This window comes from Ruegeria sp. YTSA219, from assembly GCF_059609985.1.
Genome location: NZ_JBXWMT010000009.1, coordinates 35182 through 57584 on the forward strand (window position 1 = coordinate 35182; position 22403 = coordinate 57584).

Sequence of the window (22403 nt, forward strand, 5' to 3'; positions counted from 1 at the left end):
ATTGACCACTGTTTTCCTGGAAGCAGAGAGAGCAACGGCGTGTTTTGCTCTAAAGGTATGGCCACAAAGATTAACATTCGTCCTTAATCGCGTTGACAACAATGTCGATTGCACAGTCGAGATCCTTGCGCGTGATCGTTAGCGGCGGTGACAATGTAAGCACGCACCCCTGACTGATTTTGTAGCTTAGGCCAGCTTCCAAACAAGCATAATAGATCCGCTCGGCTCGTGCATTTCCAGGTGTCTTGTCGGCACGGTCATCGACAATTTCGACACCAAACATCAGACCACGGCCGCGAATGTCACCGACGATCGGGATATTCTGAAGCTCACCCATCAGACGATCCATAGCGTGCTCGCCCAACTCAGCCGCCCGGTCAACCAACCCCTCATCTTCGATGATTTGTATTGTGGTAAGCGCGGCGCGTGCAGTCACCGGGTTTTTTTCGTGTGTATAATGTCCAATGGCAAAGTCTCCGCAGACGTCCAGTTTGGTTCGCGCGATACAAGCTGCAATCGGCAGGATGCCTCCGCCAAGTGCCTTACCCAAGGTGACGATGTCAGGGATAATCTCGTCATGCTCAAAGGCAAACATCTTGCCGGTCTTTCCAAGCCCCGTGGGAATCTCGTCCATGATCAAGAGAGCCCCGTGACGATTACACGCCTCCCGCACAGCTTTCCAGAAGCCCGGTGGCGGCACATAAGGCACCGCGCGCATAGGCTCAGCGATGACCGCAGCTACGTCTCCCTCGCGTTCTAGAACGAACTCGACCATTTTTGCACAAGCCAACCCACAGGTATCTGGGCCGGCGTGATTGTACGGGCATCGGTAACAGGCAAAAGGTGCCACGTGCTCTGCACCCGGGAGAAGCGGGCCGGCTATATGGCTGCGAAATGTCGCCTCGCCGCCGACGCTTGCGGCGCCAAAACCGGCACCGTGGAAGGCATCCCAGAAGCTAATTGTTTTGAACCGACCGGTGGCAGCGCGCGCTATCTTGAGAGCGACCTCGTTTGCATCAGAGCCGCCGGTCGTAAACAGCATTTTCCCAAGGTCGTCTGGCGCGATTTCGGCGAGCTTTTCGGCCAATTCAACCGCGGGATCATTAGTGAAGCGACGGGGTGCGAAAGACAGGTCATCCAGTTGCGCCTTGATCGCGGTGATCAAACGGGGATGTCCGTAACCGATATGATGCACTGAATTGCCATGGAAATCCATGTAACGGCGGCCGTCCAGGTCTTCGACCCAAATCCCCTCAGCTTTGGCAATGGTGCTAACGCATGGCGAGGACAGTGACTGGTGGAGAAACGCGTTAGCGTCGCGTTTCAGCAAGGGTGAAGATTTAGGCCCTATAGATTCCTTCATCCATGCTTTTCGCGCGCTGGAAGTATTGGATTCGCCTTCCGTGTGGACGATTTGTGACATGCTTTTTCCTCAACGCCGCTTGTGAAAAAATGCGGACCTCGCAAAGTCCGCCAGTACCAGGGAGGAACTTGTGGTGCCCCGACCCGGGTCGGGACGGGGCACAAAAACTAGCGTGGCCAGGGCAGCGAGTAAGTTTTTACGTTAGTAAAAAACTTCATTGCCTCGATGACACCTTCTTTAACCCCATTACCGCTGTCCTTGATGCCTCCGAAGGGGGACATTTCGATACGGTATCCGGGTTGTTCCCAAATGTTGCAGGTGCCCACGTTCAGACCGTTGATAAAGGCAATCGCACGGTTCAAGTCGTTCGTACAGACGCCTGAGCTGAGGCCGAATTCGGTACCGTTCGAAATACGCATCACCTCGTCGTCATTGTCCGGAACCCGAACGATGGGCACAATGGGGCCAAAGGTTTCTTCCATCACCAGCTCGCTGTCATGGGGGACCTTATCGACCACGATGGGCGGCAGTAGTGCACCCTGACGGCCCGGATGATAGAGGATTTCTGCGCCGTCGGCCTCGGCCATGTAAACGCGTTTTTCGAACAGTTCAGCTGCCTTGTCATGGATGACACAGCCCAGTTCGGTCTCGGGGTCTTGTGGGTCGCCGAACTTGATCTTCTTCGCCTTTTCCAGAACAAATGGCACAAACTTGTCGGCCACGCTTTCTTGCACCAGAATACGTTTGATCGCAGTGCAGCGCTGACCCGAATTGCCGGTGGCGCCTGCCACAGCAATGGTCGCGGCCTTCTCAAGGTCCGCGTCAGAAAGATCGTTCAAAACGATCAGAGGGTCATTGCCCCCCAGTTCCAGAGCTTGCCGCTTGTAAACACCTTTTTCGGCGATCATCTTACCCACCGGCACGCCGCCGGTGAATGTGATGATGTCGATGTTTTCATTGGTGATCATCTCGTCGCCAATGTCACCTGGCCAGCCGGTAACCACTTGGAACATCTCGGGTGGTAGACCCGCGTCGTAGAGGATGTCAGCTAATGTCAGCGCCGTCAGCGGCGTCAGTTCCGTCGGCTTACACACCATGCAGTTGTTGGTCGCGATTGATGGCGCGATCTTGTGGCTGACCATGTTAAGTGGATGATTGAATGGTGTGATTGCCGAAATCGCATTCACCGGCTCGCGCATGGTGAATATTTTTCGATCTTTGCCATTATGGGTCAGGTCGCATGAAAAGATCTCGCCATCATCCTTCATCGCCTCAGCGGCGGCGAACTGATAGACATCTTGTGCACGCTTGGTCTCATAAATCGCATGCTGGTGACAGATACCCAGTTCCAACGTCAGCCATTTGGCAAGGTATTCACGACGTTCACCAATCAACTCGCCCGCACGCTGCAGGATCTGGCTGCGCTCATACCGTGTGAGCTTTGGAGTGTAATTTGCCGCGATTTCGAACGCTTTGCGCGCATGTTCCGCCTTGCCGGCGGGTACATGCCCGACAATCTCGTTTGTGTATGGGTACAGAACCGGCACCGTTTCGTCGGTAAAGACGATCTCGCCCCCGATGCGCATTCCTTCATTGCGGATTTCGATTTTCGACATGGTTTGATCTTTCATGGATTACTGCGCCGCCGCTGTGGTTGCATAGAAAAACGCATCAAAATTGCGCAACTCGGGCGCAGTCCCCAAGTCGATAACCCGGTTTACGATGAAAGGAACTTCCTGCTCGGTCAGTCCACCGTGGCTGCGCAGCGGCTCGTTGAGAGCGGCCAGATCGTGGCGGTCTTCAGAGGTACCGATACAGATGTTCTCACCCGAGACCATCACAATATCGCCAATGCGGTCACCGGGCAGTTCAAAGCGCTTGATCGCCTCTTCTTTGGTCAAAACATGAGTGATGCCGGGTGTAGCTTTCAGTTTGCCGATGATGTCGTTGCGATCCGCGTCTTCGGGTAGATAGCAGGTGGCAAACGACCCGAGTGCGCCGTGGTGCACCACATAGGGGTCCGTGATCGGCAAGATGACACGGGCCGCGTCCTTGCCCAGCCATTCATCCACCAGATCCTGCACATATACCACGCTGGGCGAGCCATCGGCGTGGTGCTTGGGCTTCATGCCGTGGTCGGCGGTGACCACGATGGCAGCGCCCATGGCGTCCAGTTCGGTCAGATATTTGTCAAACATCTCATAGAATGCCTTGGCCTCGGCCTGATCGGGTGCGTATTTGTGCTGCACGTAGTCGGTGGTGGTCAGATACATCACATCTGGTTTCCACTCTTTCAGCAATTTAACACCCGCAGCAAAGACAAACTCGGACAACTCTGCCGAATAGACCTCGGGTTGGGCCATGCCCAACCATGCGCTTGCTTTCTCCTGACCATGCTCAGCCTGGGTCGACGTGTCGGACATTTCCGCAGAGAAGCATTTGGCCCGGTCGTCGTCGAACTTTAGACCCGCCCCCAACAACGCGCGCAGCTTGTCCTTCGCGGTGACTATGGCCACCTTGGCGCCAGCGTCATAGAACTGCTTGAACACGGTCGGTGCACGCAAAAAGCGCACATCGTTCATCATCACTTCTTCACCACTGTCCGGATCAATCAGATAGTTTCCACAGATGCCGTGCACGATAGGCGGACGGCCAGTCGCAATGCTGAGGTTGTTAGGGTTAGTAAACGACGGGATCACCGAATGGGCCAGCCGGTCAGTGCCGGTTTCGCGCATTCGCTTGAGAGTCGGCATCAGACCGTCAGCAATAGCTTTGTCCAGGTATTCTGGCTCACAGCCGTCAAGGCAGATGGCAATGGCGGGAACTTTGGGCATCGGGTAGACACGCTCGTTGGCTTCAACAGGGGTGTGGATGGTCATTTGGTTTGTTCCTTGATCCTTAAGCGGCCAGTTTGGCGCGTTCTTCTAAAGCTTGGAGAGGAGGTGTGGCACTCGACACACCCATTTTTTCCAAAGTTTCCTTGGCGGCAATTACAACTTTCCGCATAACCTTGTCGTCCATCTGACCGATGCACCCAACGCGGAAGCTGTCGACGACGGTCAACTTGCCGGGGTAAATGATGAACCCTTTTTCTTTCATCAGATTGTAGAACTGATCAAAGACAAAGTTATCATCGGCCGGGCAGAAGAATGTTACGATGATTGGGCTCAGCCAGCGATTGTCGAGCAGAGTTTCGAAACCCAGCTCACGCATGCCGGCGACCACAACATCCCTGTTGCTGGTGTATCGGGCTCCGCGACCGGAAACGCCGCCCTCAGCCGCATGTGCCCTGAGGGCTTCGATGAAAGCGGCAACCACATGGGTGGGCGGCGTAAATCGCCATTGACCGGTTTTGTTCATATGCGCCCACTGCGCGTGAACGTCCAGAGACAGCGAATGACTGTTACCCTTGGCATCCTCAAGCTCGTTCTTGCGCGCGATTATGAACCCAAACCCCGGAACACCCTCAATACACTTGTTGGCGGACGAAACCATTGCCTCATAGCGGACTTCCGTAGGCTTCAACTCGATCGCACCAAAGGCTGACATTGAGTCGACAAGAAGTTTGCGACCAGCGGCGTAAACCGCCTCCGATATTTCCTCTACCGGATTCAGAATGCCCGAGCTTGTTTCGCAGTGGATAGCAACGACATGGGTGATCGCGGAATCATTCGCCAGAATCTCGGCAACTTCTGAACCACGCGGCGGCAGATAGTCGCCCTTGTCCAAGACAACATGATCGCGTTCCAGATACTCGAGCGTTTGCGCCGAGCGTTGACCGTAAGCGCCATTGGCCAGCACCAATGCCTTGCCATCGCGCGGAATGAACGAAGCCAGCATCGCCTCTACTGAAAACGATCCGCTCCCCTGCATCGGTACGCAGTCAAACTCATTGGCGCCCTCGCCAAGCAATGCCAAAAGACTGGAGCGCAACTCCTGGGTCATACCCCGAAAGTCATCATCCCAGCTTCCCCAATCCCTCAACATGGCTTCTTTCACGGCGTATGACGTGGTCAAGGGGCCAGGAGTTAGTAGATAGGGCTCGCCGAGACGCGGTTGTTCAATTTGAGGAAAAGAAGACGTCATAACCAAGCTCCAGATCAACGTTTCAAAGACACAGTTGCAGCAACCGCAGCTATATGTGAAATTGCAAATATCAATCTAATTATAAGCTCAGCCTATGCTCGAACCTTCAGGAGTTTGAAATGCGACATAGCCAGCTCAAAGCCTTTCATTTCGTGGCCAAATATGGTGGGTTTTCGCGTGCTGCAGAGGCGCTTTTTTTGACGCAGCCAGCAATTTCAGAGCAGGTTCGCAAACTTGAGCAGGATCATGATTTGTTGTTGTTCAAGCGTGAGCGAAAAAGAGTGAACCTAACCCCGGAGGGGACGCAGCTTTACCGGTACACCAAGCAGTATTTTGAGATCGAGGATCAGATCGAGGACTATCTGTCAGAAACGAGGGCTGCGATCGACGGCGAACTGCGGATCCTTGCCGATTCCGCGCACCACTTGACCGACTTTCTGGGGCCGTTCCGAGAAAAATATTCAAACATTACGATTACCGTCCGCGCTGGCAACACCGAGGACATTTTGGAGGAACTCAGATCTTACAACGCAGAAATTGGTGTTGTTGGCAGCGTGTCTCCCGGCAAGGACATGAGCGTTCTTAGCCTCGGTTCGACCGAGATCGTGGCATTCACGGCCCGCAGTTTGCTTCTCGCCTCAAAACCTACATTGTCCCTCGCAGAGCTGGCGGAGTTGCCTCTCATCTTCAGGGAACAGGGATCAAAAACACGCCAAAAGCTCGAAGATGAAGCCAGTAAACGGGGGGTGCCGCTGAAACCGGCGATTGTGGCCGAAGGAAGAGAGGCCGTCAGAGAGTTGGTGGCATCAGGTGCAGGTATCGGGTTCGTGTCCCAGGCAGAATACGGTCACGACGACCGTCTCAGACAAATCAAGCTGCAAGACGTCGACCTGCAAATGGGAGAAAGTATGATCTATCTCTCCCAACGGCGTGAGGTGAAGACCATTCGCGCCTTCATGAAATTCGCCAATTCTGTTCTAGAAGAAAAACAAAACCCCACCAATCAGTGATCGGTGGGGAGATGCCTAAATGGGTTTTCTTGTCAGCGGGTTCGCCAGGCTTGCGTGCGACCGAGGACGCCTTTGGAAGCAATCAGGTGGATGATCCGCGCTGCGGCGTTTGTGTAGAAGATCATCATCCCCATTGCGGCAGCTGGCGCAATATCGCCCGCATCGTCCATGTTTAGCACTGCAATAGATGCCAACGTGGTTTTGGGCGAGTATAGGAACACAACCGCAGATACCGTCGTCATTGCGTTTACGAACAGATAGATTGATATGTCCAGCACGGCTGGCAGGCAAACAGGGACCGTGACACGGGCAAACAACTTCATCGTCGGTTGCTTGAGCGAGGCTGATACCGACTCGAATTCTCTGTCCATCTGCTTGAGCGCTGTCACTGCCGTCAGGTGCGACACAGTATAGAAGTGTGTCACCGTACAGATCACCAAAATTGCCATTGTTCCGTAGATACCGTTCAGCGGATTAGACGGGCTATTGAAGAAGAAGATGTAGGACAGGCCCAGCACCATGCCCGGGATCGCCATTGGCAGCATCGCGAACATCTGAAAGATCGATCGACCTGTTCTGAACCCGTTCGACTTTTCAACCAGATAGGCACCAAAGAAGACGACTGAAGTACCGATCACCGCCGTCAAAAGCGCCAGCTTGATCGAGTTAATGTAGGAGCCCCAACCGCCACCATCCATCTTGTTGAAATCGTAGTTCTTCAGGCTCAGGCTCAGGTCGTAGGGCCAAAACTTGATGAGCGCCGCGAATTGGCACACAGCCAACAGCCCAACGATGAACAAACCGATCAGACAGCAATAGACTAGAAAGAACCGATCTGCCTTTCGATTTGGGGTTGGCTGGTACGGGACCGACCGGGCCGACAATAAGGCAACCTGCTTTGATTGCACCATGCGGTCGATCGCGAACGCCAGGATTGCCGGGATCACCAGAACGACCGAGACTACGGCACCCATTTCAAAGTTCTGCTGGCCGATCACCTGCTTGTAGATATCAACCGCCAGAACGTTGAACTGACCTCCAATCACTTTTGGCAGACCAAAATCAGTTATGACCAGATTAAATACAACGAAAGCGGCCGAGATCAGACCATATCGCGCGCCGGGAACGGTGACCGTCCAAAAAGTACGCCACGGCGTTGAACGCAGGCTGACTGCAGCTTCGTATAGTCGTGCATCAGAGATCGCCAGCGCCGTTGAAATGATCAGGAAGGCGTGCGGGAAGGTGAAGAACACCGAGCCTATCACGATGCCAATCGGACCATAGATACTGGCGCCGAACAGCAACTCTTTTATCATGCCCTGATTGCCGAACAGATAGACCAGCGCGATCCCGGGCAACAGCGAAGGCACCAGGATCGGAGCCATCGCAATCAGACGAAACACACCCTTGAACCGCATGCAACTCCGGTTCAGCGCATAAGCGAACCAGAACGCCAAAGTTACTGTGACAATGGTGCTAATTACAGAAATCCAAAGGGAGTTCTTGATAGAATTGAACAGTGCCGGGGTTGAGAAGTAGTTGACGAAATTTTCCAAGCCTCGCGATTGAACTGGCCTCAGCTGAACCCGCCGGAACTGATTGGAATCGAGCGTGACCCAATCCATATTGTCTTGCAGCGTAGAACCGACAAGAAACCGCCCGGTGTCGCTCGTGTTACGGATTTGGTACATGACCGGACTGCGAAAGCTGAAATCGGGAAAAAGCTCGGTTACCGATAGCCGCCCGTCTGAGCCGGTAGACAGTTCGGTGCCTGAAAAAGCCCCGATTTGTTCGTTCAGTGTGTCGGCTGACAGGATGGTTCCGTCAAATTGCCCCGCTTCATCACTGACCTGAAACTCGTATTGTGACAACTCCATCCGATAGGTCGAGAATGACTTGGAAAGCATCGTGTAAAGCGGCAGGACCAACGTCGCGACCAGATAGAGTGCGATCACGATCATGCTGCCGCGCATCAGGATGTCATCCCTGCTGAGCTTGGGTTTGATGTCAGGTCCGGCTGGAAGAGTCCCCGGGTTGGTTGAAATCTCGCTCATGCTGCCGTCTCCGGAACATCGAAGGCCATTAGCCGGTTTTCGGGCAGCTCAATCACCATGGTCCTACCCTCTTCCAGTTCTAGGCGGCGCACGGCATTGATCGAAAAATCTGCGATCAGTTCCGAAGATCCAAATCGCTCGTTGCTTAAGCGGCATCGCCAGAATGAACCGAGGAATTCCATTTCATCGAGAGTGACGTCGATGCAATTCCTGTTGCCGCCGGTATCGAGATAACCAGCCTCATGCGGGATGATATCCTCCGGTCGGATCGCCGCAATCGCTGGCATTCCGTCGTTGAACGTGTGGCTGAGGCACGCAAAGGTCTTTTCGCCGACACTCAGTCGACCACCCTTGGTGACCTGAGACTGGATCTGGTTCATTTCCCCGATGAAGTCTGCCACGAACAAGTTTGCGGGTTCTCGGTAAATTTCTGTAGGTGACCCCACCTGCTCGATAACCCCATGATTCATGACCACGATCCGGTCCGCCATCGCCAGCGCTTCTTCCTGATCATGCGTAACCATCACAGTAGTCACACCCAGTTTGCGCTGCAGCTCTTTGATTTCGTGACGTAGATGGACGCGCACCTTTGCGTCCAATGCCGAAAGCGGCTCATCCAGCAACAAGAGACCGGGGTTGGTCGCAATGGCGCGGGCCAACGCAATCCGCTGCTGCTGGCCACCGGACAATTGCGCAGGATACTTTTTGCCTTGTTCAGGCAACCCAACCAAATGAAGCAGTTCGCTGACACGAACGGCAATATCCGATTTGCTGCGACCAGTGTTTTCCAAGCCGAAAGCAATGTTCTTTTCGATCGTCAGGTTCGGGAACAAGGCGTAAGACTGAAACACAATCCCGAAATCACGCTCTGACGGCGGCAGATTTGACACATCCTTGCCGTCTTGCATGACAGTGCCCTTGGTTTGCAGATCGAGACCCGCAATCGCCCGGAGCAAGGTTGTTTTGCCGCAACCCGACGGCCCCAGAAAGCAGACAAATTCGCCTTCGTTGATTTCGAGGGATATGTCCTTGAGTGCAAGAAAGCTGCCGAACGCCTTCCACAAATTCTGGATGCTTAGATACAGTTCACCGGGTGGGGTTTTCTGAAGCACGGGAGCGGTCCTCATATCTGCACCTCGGGAACGGCCGATCTGGGCCGGTTGAAGCCGGGCGCGCTGGTCGCGTTGTTTGGAAAAATAGAGTGGTGTGCAGAAGAGGTGCTTACACCTCTTCTGCAGGTTGGTTTACTTCGCTTCAGACTTCCCGTCATAGCGAGACTGCCATTCTTTCAGTATCGCCGCGCGGTTGTTGGCGGCAAATTCAAAGTCGTTGTCGATCATCGCATCCAGAAGACCTTCAGGGAAGTGCTCGACCGGTTTTGCGACGCCAGGATAGGCGACAACGGCGTACCCTGTATTGTACATCTCGTTGGCTTCCTTGGTGACGGTGAAATCAACCAGTTTCTGCGCGGCTTCGAGATTTGCAGTACCGGCAACAATAGCGGTCGCTTCCATGTCCCAGCCGACACCTTCTGACGGGACAATGATCTCAAGCGGCGCACCATCAGCTTTCGACTTAGCACCACGGAAAGCAAAAGAGATGCCAATCGGGATCTCACCTGCAGCAGCCAGTTTGCACGGCTTTGAACCAGAGTGGGTATATCGCGCGATGTTCTCGTGCAATCCGTCCATGTACTCCCAGCCGCCTTCTTCGCCGAACATCTGCAGCCAACTTGAAACATCAAGGAAACCAGTGCCCGACGAGTTCGGATTTGGCATGATCACCTGATCCTTATACATGGGGTCTGTAAGATCCTTCCACGAAGTTGGTGGCTTCAGTCCCGCCTTCTCGGCCTCGACGGTATTGTAGCAAACTGCCGCAACCCAAGCGTCCATGCCAACCCACGCCGGAGGATTGTCGCCATCGACAAATTTCGCGTCTAGGTCGCCAACACCCGCAGGCGCGTAAGGCTCCAGCATACCTTCGGACTTGAGCAACAACAGCGAAGTGGCTGCGAGACCCCACACGACGTCTGCCTGAGGGTTGTCCCTCTCGGCCAACAGTTTGGCGGTGATGATCCCGGTCGAATCCCGCACCCAGTTGATTTTGATGTCCGGATTGCTCGCATTGAACGTCTCAGCGTAGCGCGCCAGGTCTTCAGCTTCGACGGCTGTGTAAACTGTCAATTCGGTTTCAGATAACGCAACTGTAGCAGTCAAGGAGCTTACGGCCAGGGCTGCAAGAAATTTGGTCTTATGTTTCATCGTGATCCTCTGTCGGTTGATTATTCTCGGGAACGCCATTCTTGAGCAGCGCTTATTTGCAGTTCCATGCCCCGGCAGTGTGACAGATAAATAGATCAAGAAAAATCGATTATACCTTCCACATCATAAGCAAAACCTATGTAAGGCAATCCGCCCTAGCGCTCGGAATTGAGTGTCATACCCCATTGATATGAGATAGGAACTCTCCCTGCACCAGTCACCCAAGAGTTCCGTTCAAATCAGTACGCTTCGGCATTGGCCCATCGAACGGGCGGTGGGCTACGAAATCCGAGGCTACATACTGCTACCCGCAAGCACTATTCAGCGGAAGAGAAGATCAGGATCGTTCTGGACAGGCTCTAGGGTAAAGACAGCATTGCGGAGCTGTGCTGCCGGGCAGGCATCGCTCAGAGTCTGTACTATAGCTGGTCCAAAGAACTCCTTGAAGCTGGCAAGAAGCGCCTCGCGGGCTATAAGATACGTGCGGCGACCTTATCCGAAGTTAAAGACCTGCGCCTTGGACTCGTTATCCCGCAACTTCCTTCTCCTTAGTCCAACTTGTACGTCATCTTGTTAGGGCCAGAACCACAATTCCAACTGCCACGATTATCGCCGCCAGGAGCCTGTTGGATTTTGGACCCTCTCCAAACCACATCACACCAATTATTGAAGCGAAGATGACCGAACTTTCTCGGAGCGCCGATACGACACCCAACGGTGCGAAACTCTTAACATAGAGCACCAGACCATAGGCTAAGCCGGAAATGATTCCTCCTGCTAAGCCTGACCAGACATATCTCTTTGGAAGTGCGATGAGGCGCTCCCATCGGGTCGAGAAGATGAACCCCGCCACGAAGATCTCAGCCACGAACAATACCGTGATATATCCAAGCGTATTCCCTGACAGTCTCACGCCAATACCGTCGACTAAAGAGTAGGAAGCAATCATCAAACCTGTTCCGAATGCCGCCGCGATACCTACCCAGTTCGTGCCCTTTCCAAGTCCGCCAAAAGACAGGCAACCGATGCCGGCCGAAATGCAGACAATACCGATCCACGCGCCCGGAGGAAGGAATTCACCGGCAAGAAAGACCGCTCCCAACGCCACTAATATGGGCGTTATCCCGCGCGAGATGGGGTACACCACCGATAAATCGCCGTAACGGTAGGCGGTGTTGAGAAACCAGTAATATCCCCAATGAATCAAGGTGGAACCAATAATGTATGGAATTGCAGCCATTACTGGAAAGCCCGTAAAAGGAAGCACGGCAAGCGCAGGTATGGCATGCCCGATCGAGATTAATCCCAACATAATGGCCTTGTCAGGCGCGCCCTTTACGACCGCATTCCACAGCGCATGAAGGAAAGCCGCAAACAGTACGATGAGGATCGCATGTACTGTCATTGCTCGTCGCAATCAGCGAAAACGCCTTGTAGACACATATGATTTTGCACCTCTATGCGCTCTGCTTCATGAGCTGATCGACTGGTGTTCTACCAAATCTTCGCTTGTATCGCTGCGAAAGCGTCGTACAGGAAACAAATCCACAGGCCAATGCAATTTCTGTCATATACAGGTCAGTGAATTCGGCGATGGCATGAGCCTTCTCCAACCGCTCTGCCATATAGTTTGGCTTTGAGTTCGTCATGGTTCGTAACGAGGTTAGGCATTGATTCGCGGTCAAAACTGTCCGGCTTCCGTGTCTTGAGAGAATTCAATCAGAATTGAAGAAAACGTATTATATGCGAAATGAACGCCGCAGGGCCCTATACCCGCCTCAAGGCCAAATCCGTTAACCATATTCAACACGCCAGCAGGCAGGATATCCGCGATCAGTTCACAGAACACCATGATCGTCGCTGGTGTTGCTTGGCCGGATTCAGGACCACGCAATAGCCAGCAGCTCCAGATTGTCGTCCAGCTTTTGCTCTATCCGCATGAGAACATTCGCGCGCTCGGTCACGCTGGTCGAACCTCAGGTATCGGCAGTCGAATGCGCTGGGTCCAGTGCGGCCTCAACGTCTGAAGCATCAGACCGTGCGATTTGGCCAATGGGCTGGCCGGTGATCGGACTTAGATTGTCAAAATACCGGCCTGCCTTTGGCTTGCAAAAGTCGCCTCCGATGAAATTGTCATAATGGGATAGAAAGGGCGAGATACTCGTTACCGCCTGCAGATTGGTCATCTCATTCATTGAATTTCTCCATAAGTTCACGGTCGGGGGTTTTGACATCCCGCGCATCGGCTGATGCAGCGGTGTGGAACCCGGCCCACCGTTCTTGTTGTACGGCGACTTGGCTAACACGATGAATTTTCAGAATGTATCCGACCATAATAGTATTACTTTGGTCGCTGCTTGGGGTCTTCCTGTCCGCAATCGCCGAGAGCGCCAAAAAATGTGCCTCGAATGTAAGCGCTTGCACGAATCAAATGTAAGCGCTTACAGTGTCGCTCAGAACTGCAACCTTTTCGGATCCTGTTTTATGTTCCTTACCGCCTCGCTGATCGTCTTTGTCATCTACTTCGCCAACGTCGCTCTGGGGGCCTTTGCAGCAAGCGCATTCCTTGGGGACGTGGGCGAAATGCTGGTTCTGTTTGCCGCGTCGATATTGTTTGTCGTCGCCATTCTTCAAAAAGAGGCTGACCGAAACAAAAAGAACGGCAGCTAAGGATTTCTGGGAGGAAACATAATGGACAAAGATCGCAAGGACCTTGCGTCGGCAGCACGCCGAAATTTTCTGAAATTGACGGCAACAGGCGGCTTCACGGCGGCCATGGTAGCTGGTGCTGCGGGGACGTTGTGGTCAACTGAAGCTGCAGCGCAAAGTGCCAGCGAAGAGCGCGACCGTGAGGCTGCCGCGGACCATATCATGGTTCTGGCAACTGCCTATCCGGTCGGTGCGTCGCGTGGTTATCCAATCATGCAGCTGGACCTGAAGGAAAACATCCAGAACGCGACCAACGGCAAGGTCTATGTCAAACTCGCGCCTGGCGGGCAGCTGGGTGCAGGCGGCGCGCTGGTGCAGGCGGTGCAGGGTGGCACAATTCAGGCAGCACAGCATTCGCTTTCGAACTTCGCGCCATTTGCCTCGACCGTTGACCTGATCAACATGCCGTATCTGTGCGGGTCGAACCAGCGTTTCACAAACCTCGTCAACTCGCAGTTCTGGAAAGACTCGGTTGAGCCGAAGGTCGAAGAAAACGGCTTCAAGGCGCTGTTTTATATCAACATCGACCCCCGTGTAGTTGCCATCCGCAAGGGTGGCCCCGGACCGGTCCTGACACCTGGCGACCTGTCCGGCGTCAAGTTCCGCGTTCCCGGCTCGAAGATGCTGCAGCAATACTACCGCATGGTTGGTGCAAATCCGACGCCTGTGGCCTGGGGAGAAACCCCGTCTGCGATCAAACAGGGCGTCGCTGACGCGCTTGACCCGTCCGTGGGTGCGCTCGAAGTCTTTGGTTTCAAAGATATCCTGAGCCATGTGACTTTCACCCAGGCCGTGCCAGACAGCCAAGTTTATTCGTGCAACCTGGAATGGTTTAACTCAATGCCCGCCGACGTGCAGGAAGGGATCATGTGGGGGTCCGAGATGACCTCGCACCAGAACCTTGCCAAAGTGCCATCGGCCCGTGCCTACGCTATGGCCGAACTGATCAAAGCAGGTGTCGAATTCCACTCGCTCAGCGAAGAGCAACTGGCCGAATGGAAAGCCGCTGGTGGCTACCAACGGTCCGAATGGGACGAGTTCAAGATCGATCTGGCCGGTTCCATGGACAACTTCGCCAAGATGGAAGAAGCCGCAGGTACCCAAGGCAAGTACTACGTGCATGACGCTTAACAGTCGGGTCGGGCGTGCCTCCACGCGCGCCCGATCACCAATATTCTCCCGCCTCAGTAAAATCCAAACGCGTCAGCGCGGTTCGTTTTGCTAGGCAAATCAGCAGGTTCTCACATGAGCTTTTTGCGCCGAATTGATAGAGACGCCGAGCGCTGGTTGCTTCTGGTCTTCTACGTGATGCTTGTCATCACCATGGCGATCGAGGTGCTGCGCCGGGAAATATTCTCTTTTTCCTCGATCTGGGGCGAAGAAATTGTGCGGTACTCCTTCATCTATCTCGCATGGATTGGTGCTGCGGCTGCAGTGAAAGAGCGCGCGCATATCCGCATTGACGTGCTGATGCACTACCTTGGGCCGCGTCCGAAGGCTTTGCTGTATATCTTTGGCGACCTGGTGATGTTCGGTGTTGCTGTGATTGCCCTCTATTGGTCCTACGAAGCCGTGCATGTGTCTGCCAAATTCGGGTCGGTCACGGACGGGCTGCGCATTTCCAAAGTATGGTTCCTGATGGCGGTTCCATTGGGGTTCGGCCTGATCATATTGCGGCTGATTCAATCCCTACTGCGCGACATCCATTCTCTCAGAACGGGCAAACCCGTTTTTGAGGGCGACACACTCTTTGATTGAGGGATGAATTGAATGCTTTGGCAAACCTTTGATCAAACCGTCGAGCTGGGTTGGGATTTCTATCTCCCCGTTATCATATTCGTCTCGCTGATTGCACTGGCGGTTCCGGTTTGGGCCGCCATCGGGACTTCGGCGATCCTGATGCTGGTCATGTCCGGCGACCTTCCCCTGAGCCTTGTTGGTGAAAAGCTGTTCACCGGCATTGACGCCTTCGCGCTGACGGCGGTGCCGCTGTTTATCCTGACAGGGGACGTGCTGGTCCGAACCGGGCTCAGTCGAAAATTCCTTGATGTTGCCGAGGCATTGACGTGTTTCACCAAGGGTGGTTTCGGGTCTGCCACGGTTCTTGTCTGTGGCATGTTTGCCGCCATTTCGGGATCGGACGCTGCTGGTGCGGCCGCGGTCGGACGTATGACTATCGCACGCTTGGTCGAAAGCGGCTATCCGCGCCCCTATGCCTGCGCTCTGGTGGCGGCGGGCGCCTGTACCGGCATTCTGATCCCACCGTCGATCGCCTATATCATCATCGGCCTTGTGCTCGGGATATCCGCATCGACCCTGTTCCTTGCGGCCTTGATCCCGGGGATCGCGATCCTGTTGTCGATCCTGATCACAAACCTGATCGTGAACCGCATCTACGCCTATGAAGGTGGCGGACAGATGACGATGGCCGAATGGTTGGGTAATCTGGGGCGTGCTCTAAAATCCGGTTGGTATGCGTTTATCGTGCCGGGTATCATCTTTTACGGCATATTCTCGGGCCGCTTGACACCAACAGAAGCGGGTGCAACGGCCGTAGTCGTGACAATCATCATGGGCTTTATTCTGCGGACGCTGTCCCTTGCGGATTTTCCCGCCATGCTGGTCAGTTCGGCAAAGGTGAACGGCGTCATCCTTCCCATAATCGCTTTCTCGGCTCCGCTGGCCGAAGCGCTGGCCATCATGGGCGTGCCGCAAGGTTTTGTGACATCGGTGACCGGGCTGACGGATGAACCATGGTTACTGATCCTGCTGATGATCGGAATCCTGATCGCCGCCGGTTGCGTTATGGAAACCACGCCGAATATCGTGATCCTTGCGCCTATCCTGAAACCACTCGCGGACAACATCGGCATGAACGAGATACAGTTCTGCATCATGATGATCACAGCTCTTGGCGTAGGCTTCATCACGCCGCCATTGGGGCTCAACCTGTTCGTGGTGTCTGGCATAACCGGGGAATCCATCCTCAAGATTGCCGCCCGTGCCGTTCCCTTTGTTCTTTGCATGTTCTTGGTTGTCTTGCTGATTGCTTATATGCCAGCGATTTCGACTACGTTCTTGCCCGAAATCTACAAGTAGGACCTCGCTAAGATGAAACGTGAATACCTGAAAAAAGCGACCCTAACCGCTAAATCGGATGCTTCCGAAGTCCACGAGACGGTCAGGACAATTCTGGCCGATATTGAGGCAGGCGGAGATGCAAAGGCTATGGAATACGCCGCCAAGTTCGATCAGTACGAGGGCAATGTCCTTTTGACTGCCGAAGAAATCGAGGCGGCAGGAGCGCTTGTGCCGGAGAGGCTGAAAGCGGACATCCGGTTTGCGCATGACAACGTCAAACGGTTTGCCGAGGCGCAAAAGGCCACAGTATCCGATGTCGAGGTTGAAATCGTACCGGGCATGATTGCAGGGCAAAAGGCTATCCCTGTTGATGCGGCGGGCTGTTATGTGCCCGGCGGTCGCTATAGCCACATTGCTTCGGCCATCATGACTGTGACAACGGCCAAAGTTGCAGGTTGTCGCCACATTACCGCCTGTTCGCCACCCCGTCCCGGTGTAGGAGTTGCCCCGGCCATCATTTATGCCGCGAACCTATGTGGTGCGGACAAGATTATGGCACTTGGTGGCGTTCAGGGTGTGGCTGCAATGACGTTCGGACTGTTTGGCCTGCCCAAGGCCAACATCCTCGTGGGCCCCGGCAATCAGTTTGTTGCAGAAGCCAAGCGCATTCTTTTTGGCCGTGTCGGGATCGACATGATCGCGGGCCCAACGGACAGTTTGATCCTTGCAGATGCAACAGCTGATCCGCATATCGTGGCAACGGATTTGGTAAGTCAGGCCGAACATGGCTACAACTCGCCTGTTTGGCTGGTCACAGATGACCGGGTGTTGGCCGAAAAGGTGATGGAGCTTGTGCCTGCCCTGATTGATGATCTGCCCGAGGTGAACCGCGACAACGCCTTTGCCGCTTGGCGTGACTATGCCGAAGTGATCGTATGCTCAGATCGCGAAGAAATGGCTGTTTGCTCCGATGATTACGCGCCCGAACACCTGACAGTGCAGGCCGAAGATCTGGATTGGTGGCTTGAGCGGCTCACATGTTACGGCTCGCTGTTCCTTGGGGAAGAGACGACCGTTTCCTATGGTGACAAGGCGACGGGTACCAATCATGTGCTACCAACGTCAGGGGCCGCCAACTATACTGGCGGTTTGTCAGTCCACAAATACATGAAGATTGTCACATGGCAGCGTGCAACACGCGAGGGTGCCAAGCAGGTTGCCGAAGCCACAGCGCGCATTTCCCGCCTTGAAGGGATGGAGGGGCACGCCCGTGCTGCGGATGTTCGTCTGGCCAAGTATTTCCCGGATGAAGCGTTCGACCTGACTGCAAATGGCTGACCCACGATCTCTGTTTGACCTGACTGGCCGTGTGGCCTGTGTAACCGGCGCCAGCTCCGGCCTCGGGCGGCGTGCGGTCATCGCACTGGCAAGCGCCGGGGCCCGCGTGGTGGGCGTAGCCCGTCGCGAAGACGCACTGCAGCGCTTGCAAAACGAGGTCGGCAAAGATGTGGACTACGTTGCAGCGGATGTCGCCGACCGTGATGCACTCTCACACTTGGTAGAAGCGGTCAGCGCACCGTTCGGAGCGCCAGACATCATTGTGCACGCCGCGGGCATCAACACCCGTCAGACGGCGGATGACGTGACACCAGAAGGTTGGGACCAGACCGTGGCGCTGAACATCTCGGCCCCGTTTTTCCTGAGCCAGGCGCTGGTGCCCGCGATGAAGGCCAAGGGGTGGGGGCGGATCGTGAATTTTGCCTCGCTCCAAACCACGCGCGCTTTTCCCGGTGGCATCGCCTATGGGACGACCAAGGCGGGCATTGCCCAACTGACCCGCGCTATGGCCGAGGCGTGGTCGACCTATGGCATCACAGCCAATGCGATTGGGCCTGGGTTTTTTCCGACAGAACTGACCGAGGCCGTCTTTGCCGATCCGAACCGAGCCACGCGCAATGCCGTCCAGACCTGCATCGGACGCAATGGCCGTTTGGAAGACATGGACGGCCCCATGCTGTTTCTCTGCTCGGACGCGTCCGGTTACGTGACCGGACAAACCTTGATGGTCGACGGAGGGTTCACAGCAAAATGAAAGCGTTGGTCTACGAAGGTGTCGAAACGCTTGGTGTGCGCGAAGTCCCCAACCCGACGGTCGGCCAGGGCCAGTCGCTGGTTCGTATCGAGGCCTCGGGCATCTGCGGGTCGGACATGCACGCCTACCTCGGCCATGACGACAGGCGTCCTGCGCCCTTGATTCTGGGCCATGAGGCTGCGGGTGTGATTGAGGGCGGCGCGCGTGACGGCGAACGGGTCACGATCAATCCGCTGGTCAGCTGTGGCACTTGTCCCGCGTGTCAGACGGGCCGAGATAACCTGTGCCCGGACCGTATGATCATCTCCATGCCGCCGCGCGAAGGGGCCTTTGCTCAATATGTGGCAATGCAAGGCAGCAATCTTATCGTGGTGCCGGATCATGTTCCGTTGCAAAAGGCTGCACTGGCCGAACCTCTGGCCGTCAGTTGGCATTCCATACGGTTGGGGCTGACGGGGCTTGATCCGGGTGCCAGCCGCACCGCGCTTGTACTGGGGGGCGGGGCTATTGGTCTTGCCGCGGCCCTTGCCCTCAAGGCGCAGGGGGTCGATGACGTAACTGTTGCTGAACCAAGCGACAAGCGACGCACATTCCTGGAAGATCAATGCCTAGTGAAATCTGTACCCGCAGGGGCAGGGCAGTACGGCATCGTGGTCGACGCCGTCGGATACGCGGCAACACGCGCCGCAGCTTCTGCCATGGCTGAACCGGGGGGCGTCATCGTCCATATCGGCCTGGGCGAAGACACGGGCGGCCTCGATATCCGGCGGATGACCTTGCAAGAGGTGACGTTCATCGGAACCTATACCTACACACCGGAGGACTTCCGGGATACCTGCAGCGCGCTTTTCGATGGCGCGCTTGGCCCGCTAGACTGGGCAGAACATCGCAGCCTGAATGATGGACCGCAGGCATTTGCCGATCTACGATCGGGAGCGGTTGCAGCCCCCAAGATCATCCTCGATCCGTGGGCCTGACACTTATGATCACCAACCAAATGGAGACACTTCATGTACTATAAAATCCTCGTCCCGATGGCGCTGGACCATGGCGTGTCGACTCATACACTTGAGATAGCCAACGCGCTGAGTGCAAAGGATGCCCAGATCTTCGCCCTTCACGTTCATGAGGCGCCCCAAGGCTCTGTTAGTGCGTATCTGGACGAAGAGATGGTTGCCGCCGGGTTTGAAAAAGCGCGTGCTGATCTTGAGGGCAAATTGTCTGGACATCCCGGTGTCACGCCTGTGATTGTAAAAGGACATTCGGCCCGCACTATCATCGACTATTCCGAGGCGCATGGCATCGACTGCATCGTGCTTGGATCCCACAAACCTGGTCTGAGAGATTATTTCCTGGGCTCCACAGCTGCTCGCGTCGTGCGGCACGCAGGCTGTGCCGTCCATGTGCATCGCGCGTCCTCTTGATGACGCTCTCCTCTCCTTTCAAGAAAGGCCCTTCTGCAACATGAACATAGACAAGAAGATCACCGATGATCTTGTCGCGAATGACATCTCGTTCGTGACGACGGTGCCCTGCAAACAGCTTGCGGGCGTTATCGAGGAAATAGACCAACACCCCGATATCTTCCATATTCCGTCGAACAAGGAAGACGAGGGCATGGGCCTGTGTGCCGGTGCGTGGATGGGTGGAAAACGCCCTGCGATCATCATGCAGAACACAGCCATTGGGGTGACGATCAACACTCTTGCGACGTTGATCCAGTATTACCGGATGCCGCTGCCGATGTTGATCAGCTATCGCGGAGAGCTGCGTGAGCCCGTGGCTTGCCAGGTGGAAATGGCGGTGCATACCAAGGCGCTGCTGGCACAGATGAATATCCCCACCTACCACTTCCATCACCAGAAGGATGTGGAAGAGCTGGATATGATCCTGAAGTATACCTTTATGTGCAACAAACCCGTGGCAATCCTGACCGATGCCAGTTTCTGGGGAGGCTATGGCGACCAATGATCCGTTCTGAAATCCTCAAGGAAATTGCACCTCAACTCCGTGATCAACTAGTGGTCTGCAACATTGGCATCCCCAGCCAAGAACTGCATGCCATCGACGATCAACCAACGAATTTCTACATGCTCGGCACGATGGGCCTCGCTTCGTCTATCGGCTTGGGTCTGGCGCTGGCGCAGCCTAAAACCGTGATCTCCATTGATGGCGACGGGTCGGTGTTAACCAATCTGGGCACCTTGCCAACCATTGGGAACAATATGCCTCCAAACTTTATCCTGATGATCATCGACAATGGATCATATGGATCAACCGGTGATCAGCCGACCTATACCGGGCGCAAGACCGACTTGGCGGGCATGGCGCGTGCGGCCGGATGTGACAATGTCGTTGAAGTGCAGGATGTTGATACCGGGAAAGCATTGCAAGAGGCGATGGACGCGCAGGTCGGCACGGTCATGATCGTGAAATGCGACAGCGGAAATGCCAAGATGCCAGTCATTACAATGGACCCGGTGATCATCAAGGATCGCTTTATGAAAGCGGTGGCTGGTTGATGAACCGCGCCGCGCGAATTCATTCCAGTGAGGATGCGCGGCGTTTGGCCAAGGCACGTCTGCCTTGGATGGTGTTTGACTATATCGATGGGGCCGCAGGGTCAGAAACGGGGGCTGCGCGTAACCGCGCTGCTCTGGATGACATTTGCCTTGAACCCCGGATACTGAAAGATGTCAGCCATCGGTCTTTGGACATGCCGCTGTTTGGCAAGATTGCCAAGCGGCCCTTTGGCATTGCGCCGATGGGCATGTGTAATTTGTCCAGACCTGGTGCAGATCTGATGCTGGCGCGGTTGGCCGCGCGCGCATCCGTGCCTTTGGGGGTCTCGACCGTGGCCTCAACCCCGCTGGAAAAAATGATCGAGGTCGCCGAAGGGCACGCGTGGTTCCAGCTTTATTTCAGCGGGGACGGAACGGGGTCATTCAAGCTGGCAAAGCGGGCGCAAGATGCCGGATACGAAACCCTGATCGTAACCGTCGACGTGCCCGAGGTTGGTCGCCGACCGCGTGAGTTGCGCCATGGTTTTACCATGCCATTCCGTATCGGACCCCGCCAATTTCTGGACTTTGCCCTGCACCCGCAATGGTCGCTTATGTCACTTGCCGCAGGTCGTCCGCAGATGGCAAATTTCGAGATGCCGGGCTTTGAATTCGACCGCACCGAAAGCCGCGCGAGGGCGACTTGGACAACATTGAAGGCTCTGCGCGATTTGTGGCAGGGCAACCTGGTAGTAAAAGGCGTGACCAACGCCGAGGATGCGCTGCAGTTGAAATCCGAAGGCGTTGACGCCATTCAAGTGTCAAATCATGGCGCACGGCAACTTGAAAGCGCACCCGCAGCCGTTCACGCGCTGGGCCGGATACGAGATAGCGTTGGTGCGGATTTTCCGCTATTTTACGACAGTGGCTTACGATCTGGCGAAGACGTTCTGAAAGCCCTCGATCAGAGCGCAAATTATGTGTTCTTTGGCCGCGTATTGCAATTTGCCATCGCCGCGGCCGGCGAAGAGGGTTTGCATAGACTGTGGAATATTCTCAGCGAAGAGTTGTCCAGTGCACTTGCTCAGGTTGGTCGGACGAAACTGACCTGAAGCAACGGAACAAATGTGAATGCCGTCGGTAACGCCTCTAACGCACACGATCCGGATGCCGTTACGAATTATTTTGCCCCGGACGCTGTGTTCGACTACGCCAGCGGCCCGAGGTGTTTGCCGGCAGGTTC

At 55.1% G+C, this 22403-nt stretch carries 22 protein-coding genes and 1 pseudogene; 13 read left to right on the forward strand and 10 right to left on the reverse strand.

The window, feature by feature from the left end:
• Positions 1–70 precede the first annotated feature (70 nt).
• The 4 genes from pbfA to AC2FFB_RS13515 form a co-directional block, all read right to left on the reverse strand.
• Positions 71–1423, reverse strand: a complete 1353-nt coding sequence (pbfA, locus tag AC2FFB_RS13500; protein WP_281973209.1) for a (R)-1-hydroxy-2-aminoethylphosphonate ammonia-lyase — start codon at positions 1421–1423, stop codon at positions 71–73.
• A 107-nt stretch (positions 1424–1530) separates the two neighbouring features.
• Positions 1531–2994 carry a phosphonoacetaldehyde dehydrogenase gene (phnY, locus tag AC2FFB_RS13505; protein WP_496875037.1) on the reverse strand — a complete coding sequence of 488 codons (1464 nt, stop codon included), beginning with the start codon at positions 2992–2994 and terminating at the stop codon, positions 1531–1533.
• 3 nt (positions 2995–2997) lie between these two features.
• Positions 2998–4242, reverse strand: coding sequence for a phosphonoacetate hydrolase (gene phnA / locus AC2FFB_RS13510; RefSeq protein WP_496875038.1), 1245 nt, complete (start codon positions 4240–4242; stop codon positions 2998–3000).
• 19 nt (positions 4243–4261) lie between these two features.
• The gene (locus AC2FFB_RS13515) at positions 4262–5449 is read right to left on the reverse strand and encodes a 2-aminoethylphosphonate--pyruvate transaminase (protein ID WP_496875039.1); all 1188 of its coding nucleotides are present in this window, start codon (positions 5447–5449) and stop codon (positions 4262–4264) included.
• A gap of 119 nt (positions 5450–5568) precedes the next feature.
• Here AC2FFB_RS13515 and AC2FFB_RS13520 point away from each other — a divergent pair, with 119 nt between their 5' ends.
• Positions 5569–6459: a LysR substrate-binding domain-containing protein gene (locus tag AC2FFB_RS13520; protein ID WP_142637687.1), complete on the forward strand. Its 891-nt coding sequence runs from the start codon at positions 5569–5571 to the stop codon at positions 6457–6459.
• A 32-nt stretch (positions 6460–6491) separates the two neighbouring features.
• Here the strand turns inward: AC2FFB_RS13520 and AC2FFB_RS13525 are convergent, their stop codons facing one another.
• The 3 genes from AC2FFB_RS13525 to AC2FFB_RS13535 all read right to left on the reverse strand — a co-directional run bounded on the left by AC2FFB_RS13525 (position 6492) and on the right by AC2FFB_RS13535 (position 10876).
• Positions 6492–8513: a putative 2-aminoethylphosphonate ABC transporter permease subunit gene (locus tag AC2FFB_RS13525; protein WP_281995492.1), complete on the reverse strand. Its 2022-nt coding sequence runs from the start codon at positions 8511–8513 to the stop codon at positions 6492–6494.
• Entirely contained in the window at positions 8510–9625 is a 1116-nt protein-coding gene (locus tag AC2FFB_RS13530; protein ID WP_281973207.1) for a putative 2-aminoethylphosphonate ABC transporter ATP-binding protein, read from the reverse strand. Before AC2FFB_RS13530 ends, AC2FFB_RS13525 begins: the two co-directional genes overlap by 4 nt.
• Positions 9626–9757: 132 nt before the next feature.
• Positions 9758–10876 carry a putative 2-aminoethylphosphonate ABC transporter substrate-binding protein gene (locus tag AC2FFB_RS13535; protein ID WP_496710130.1) on the reverse strand — a complete coding sequence of 373 codons (1119 nt, stop codon included), beginning with the start codon at positions 10874–10876 and terminating at the stop codon, positions 9758–9760.
• Positions 10877–11032: 156 nt separating this feature from the next.
• Between AC2FFB_RS13535 and AC2FFB_RS13540 the strand changes: the two are divergent.
• Positions 11033–11293: pseudogene (locus AC2FFB_RS13540) on the forward strand (transposase); the annotation flags it as partial.
• A 49-nt stretch (positions 11294–11342) separates the two neighbouring features.
• Here AC2FFB_RS13540 and AC2FFB_RS13545 read toward each other — a convergent pair.
• The 3 genes from AC2FFB_RS13545 to AC2FFB_RS13555 all read right to left on the reverse strand — a co-directional run bounded on the left by AC2FFB_RS13545 (position 11343) and on the right by AC2FFB_RS13555 (position 12972).
• The gene (locus AC2FFB_RS13545) at positions 11343–12182 is read right to left on the reverse strand and encodes a DMT family transporter (RefSeq protein WP_142637693.1); all 840 of its coding nucleotides are present in this window, start codon (positions 12180–12182) and stop codon (positions 11343–11345) included.
• 52 nt (positions 12183–12234) lie between these two features.
• Positions 12235–12426: a helix-turn-helix domain-containing protein gene (locus tag AC2FFB_RS13550; protein ID WP_425595857.1), complete on the reverse strand. Its 192-nt coding sequence runs from the start codon at positions 12424–12426 to the stop codon at positions 12235–12237.
• A gap of 327 nt (positions 12427–12753) precedes the next feature.
• Entirely contained in the window at positions 12754–12972 is a 219-nt protein-coding gene (locus AC2FFB_RS13555; protein WP_496875040.1) for a hypothetical protein, read from the reverse strand.
• 289 nt (positions 12973–13261) lie between these two features.
• Between AC2FFB_RS13555 and AC2FFB_RS13560 the strand changes: the two genes are divergently transcribed.
• The 11 genes from AC2FFB_RS13560 to AC2FFB_RS13610 all read left to right on the forward strand — a co-directional run bounded on the left by AC2FFB_RS13560 (position 13262) and on the right by AC2FFB_RS13610 (position 22272).
• Complete coding sequence (locus AC2FFB_RS13560) at positions 13262–13447, forward strand: hypothetical protein (protein WP_142637697.1); 186 nt, start codon at positions 13262–13264, stop codon at positions 13445–13447.
• Between the two features lie 21 nt (positions 13448–13468).
• Positions 13469–14617, forward strand: coding sequence for a TRAP transporter substrate-binding protein (locus AC2FFB_RS13565; protein WP_271949927.1), 1149 nt, complete (start codon positions 13469–13471; stop codon positions 14615–14617).
• A gap of 114 nt (positions 14618–14731) precedes the next feature.
• Positions 14732–15244, forward strand: a complete 513-nt coding sequence (locus AC2FFB_RS13570; protein WP_281973202.1) for a TRAP transporter small permease — start codon at positions 14732–14734, stop codon at positions 15242–15244.
• Between the two features lie 12 nt (positions 15245–15256).
• Positions 15257–16585: a TRAP transporter large permease gene (locus AC2FFB_RS13575; RefSeq protein WP_142637703.1), complete on the forward strand. Its 1329-nt coding sequence runs from the start codon at positions 15257–15259 to the stop codon at positions 16583–16585.
• Between the two features lie 12 nt (positions 16586–16597).
• On the forward strand, positions 16598–17905 hold the full coding sequence (gene hisD / locus AC2FFB_RS13580; RefSeq protein WP_142637705.1) for a histidinol dehydrogenase: 1308 nt from the start codon (positions 16598–16600) through the stop codon (positions 17903–17905).
• Positions 17898–18659 (forward strand): SDR family NAD(P)-dependent oxidoreductase, encoded by a 762-nt coding sequence (locus AC2FFB_RS13585; RefSeq protein WP_496875041.1) that lies wholly within the window; start codon positions 17898–17900, stop codon positions 18657–18659. Before hisD ends, AC2FFB_RS13585 begins: the two co-directional genes overlap by 8 nt.
• On the forward strand, positions 18656–19636 hold the full coding sequence (locus tag AC2FFB_RS13590; protein WP_496823865.1) for a zinc-dependent alcohol dehydrogenase: 981 nt from the start codon (positions 18656–18658) through the stop codon (positions 19634–19636). Before AC2FFB_RS13585 ends, AC2FFB_RS13590 begins: the two co-directional genes overlap by 4 nt.
• Before the next feature lie 33 nt (positions 19637–19669).
• Positions 19670–20083 (forward strand): universal stress protein, encoded by a 414-nt coding sequence (locus AC2FFB_RS13595; RefSeq protein WP_282027722.1) that lies wholly within the window; start codon positions 19670–19672, stop codon positions 20081–20083.
• Between the two features lie 40 nt (positions 20084–20123).
• Entirely contained in the window at positions 20124–20630 is a 507-nt protein-coding gene (gene comD / locus AC2FFB_RS13600; RefSeq protein WP_496690039.1) for a sulfopyruvate decarboxylase subunit alpha, read from the forward strand.
• Positions 20627–21181, forward strand: a complete 555-nt coding sequence (gene comE / locus AC2FFB_RS13605; protein ID WP_142637717.1) for a sulfopyruvate decarboxylase subunit beta — start codon at positions 20627–20629, stop codon at positions 21179–21181. Before comD ends, comE begins: the two co-directional genes overlap by 4 nt.
• On the forward strand, positions 21181–22272 hold the full coding sequence (locus AC2FFB_RS13610; RefSeq protein ID WP_496690038.1) for an alpha-hydroxy acid oxidase: 1092 nt from the start codon (positions 21181–21183) through the stop codon (positions 22270–22272). The genes comE and AC2FFB_RS13610 overlap by 1 nt, the downstream gene beginning before the upstream one ends.
• Positions 22273–22403 lie beyond the last annotated feature (131 nt).

What these genes read in the sequence shown, in the direction of transcription:
- pbfA (WP_281973209.1), bottom strand. Translation starts at nt 1,423, where the DNA reads ATGTCACAAATCGTCCACACGGAAGGCGAATCCAATACTTCCAGCGCG.
- phnY (WP_496875037.1), bottom strand. Translation starts at nt 2,994, where the DNA reads ATGAAAGATCAAACCATGTCGAAAATCGAAATCCGCAATGAAGGAATG.
- phnA (WP_496875038.1), bottom strand. Translation starts at nt 4,242, where the DNA reads ATGACCATCCACACCCCTGTTGAAGCCAACGAGCGTGTCTACCCGATG.
- AC2FFB_RS13515 (WP_496875039.1), bottom strand. Translation starts at nt 5,449, where the DNA reads ATGACGTCTTCTTTTCCTCAAATTGAACAACCGCGTCTCGGCGAGCCC.
- AC2FFB_RS13520 (WP_142637687.1), top strand. Translation starts at nt 5,569, where the DNA reads ATGCGACATAGCCAGCTCAAAGCCTTTCATTTCGTGGCCAAATATGGT.
- AC2FFB_RS13525 (WP_281995492.1), bottom strand. Translation starts at nt 8,513, where the DNA reads ATGAGCGAGATTTCAACCAACCCGGGGACTCTTCCAGCCGGACCTGAC.
- AC2FFB_RS13545 (WP_142637693.1), bottom strand. Translation starts at nt 12,182, where the DNA reads ATGACAGTACATGCGATCCTCATCGTACTGTTTGCGGCTTTCCTTCAT.
- AC2FFB_RS13550 (WP_425595857.1), bottom strand. Translation starts at nt 12,426, where the DNA reads ATGACGAACTCAAAGCCAAACTATATGGCAGAGCGGTTGGAGAAGGCT.
- AC2FFB_RS13555 (WP_496875040.1), bottom strand. Translation starts at nt 12,972, where the DNA reads ATGAATGAGATGACCAATCTGCAGGCGGTAACGAGTATCTCGCCCTTT.
- AC2FFB_RS13560 (WP_142637697.1), top strand. Translation starts at nt 13,262, where the DNA reads ATGTTCCTTACCGCCTCGCTGATCGTCTTTGTCATCTACTTCGCCAAC.
- AC2FFB_RS13565 (WP_271949927.1), top strand. Translation starts at nt 13,469, where the DNA reads ATGGACAAAGATCGCAAGGACCTTGCGTCGGCAGCACGCCGAAATTTT.
- AC2FFB_RS13570 (WP_281973202.1), top strand. Translation starts at nt 14,732, where the DNA reads ATGAGCTTTTTGCGCCGAATTGATAGAGACGCCGAGCGCTGGTTGCTT.
- AC2FFB_RS13575 (WP_142637703.1), top strand. Translation starts at nt 15,257, where the DNA reads ATGCTTTGGCAAACCTTTGATCAAACCGTCGAGCTGGGTTGGGATTTC.
- hisD (WP_142637705.1), top strand. Translation starts at nt 16,598, where the DNA reads ATGAAACGTGAATACCTGAAAAAAGCGACCCTAACCGCTAAATCGGAT.
- AC2FFB_RS13585 (WP_496875041.1), top strand. Translation starts at nt 17,898, where the DNA reads ATGGCTGACCCACGATCTCTGTTTGACCTGACTGGCCGTGTGGCCTGT.
- AC2FFB_RS13590 (WP_496823865.1), top strand. Translation starts at nt 18,656, where the DNA reads ATGAAAGCGTTGGTCTACGAAGGTGTCGAAACGCTTGGTGTGCGCGAA.
- AC2FFB_RS13595 (WP_282027722.1), top strand. Translation starts at nt 19,670, where the DNA reads ATGTACTATAAAATCCTCGTCCCGATGGCGCTGGACCATGGCGTGTCG.
- comD (WP_496690039.1), top strand. Translation starts at nt 20,124, where the DNA reads ATGAACATAGACAAGAAGATCACCGATGATCTTGTCGCGAATGACATC.
- comE (WP_142637717.1), top strand. Translation starts at nt 20,627, where the DNA reads ATGATCCGTTCTGAAATCCTCAAGGAAATTGCACCTCAACTCCGTGAT.
- AC2FFB_RS13610 (WP_496690038.1), top strand. Translation starts at nt 21,181, where the DNA reads ATGAACCGCGCCGCGCGAATTCATTCCAGTGAGGATGCGCGGCGTTTG.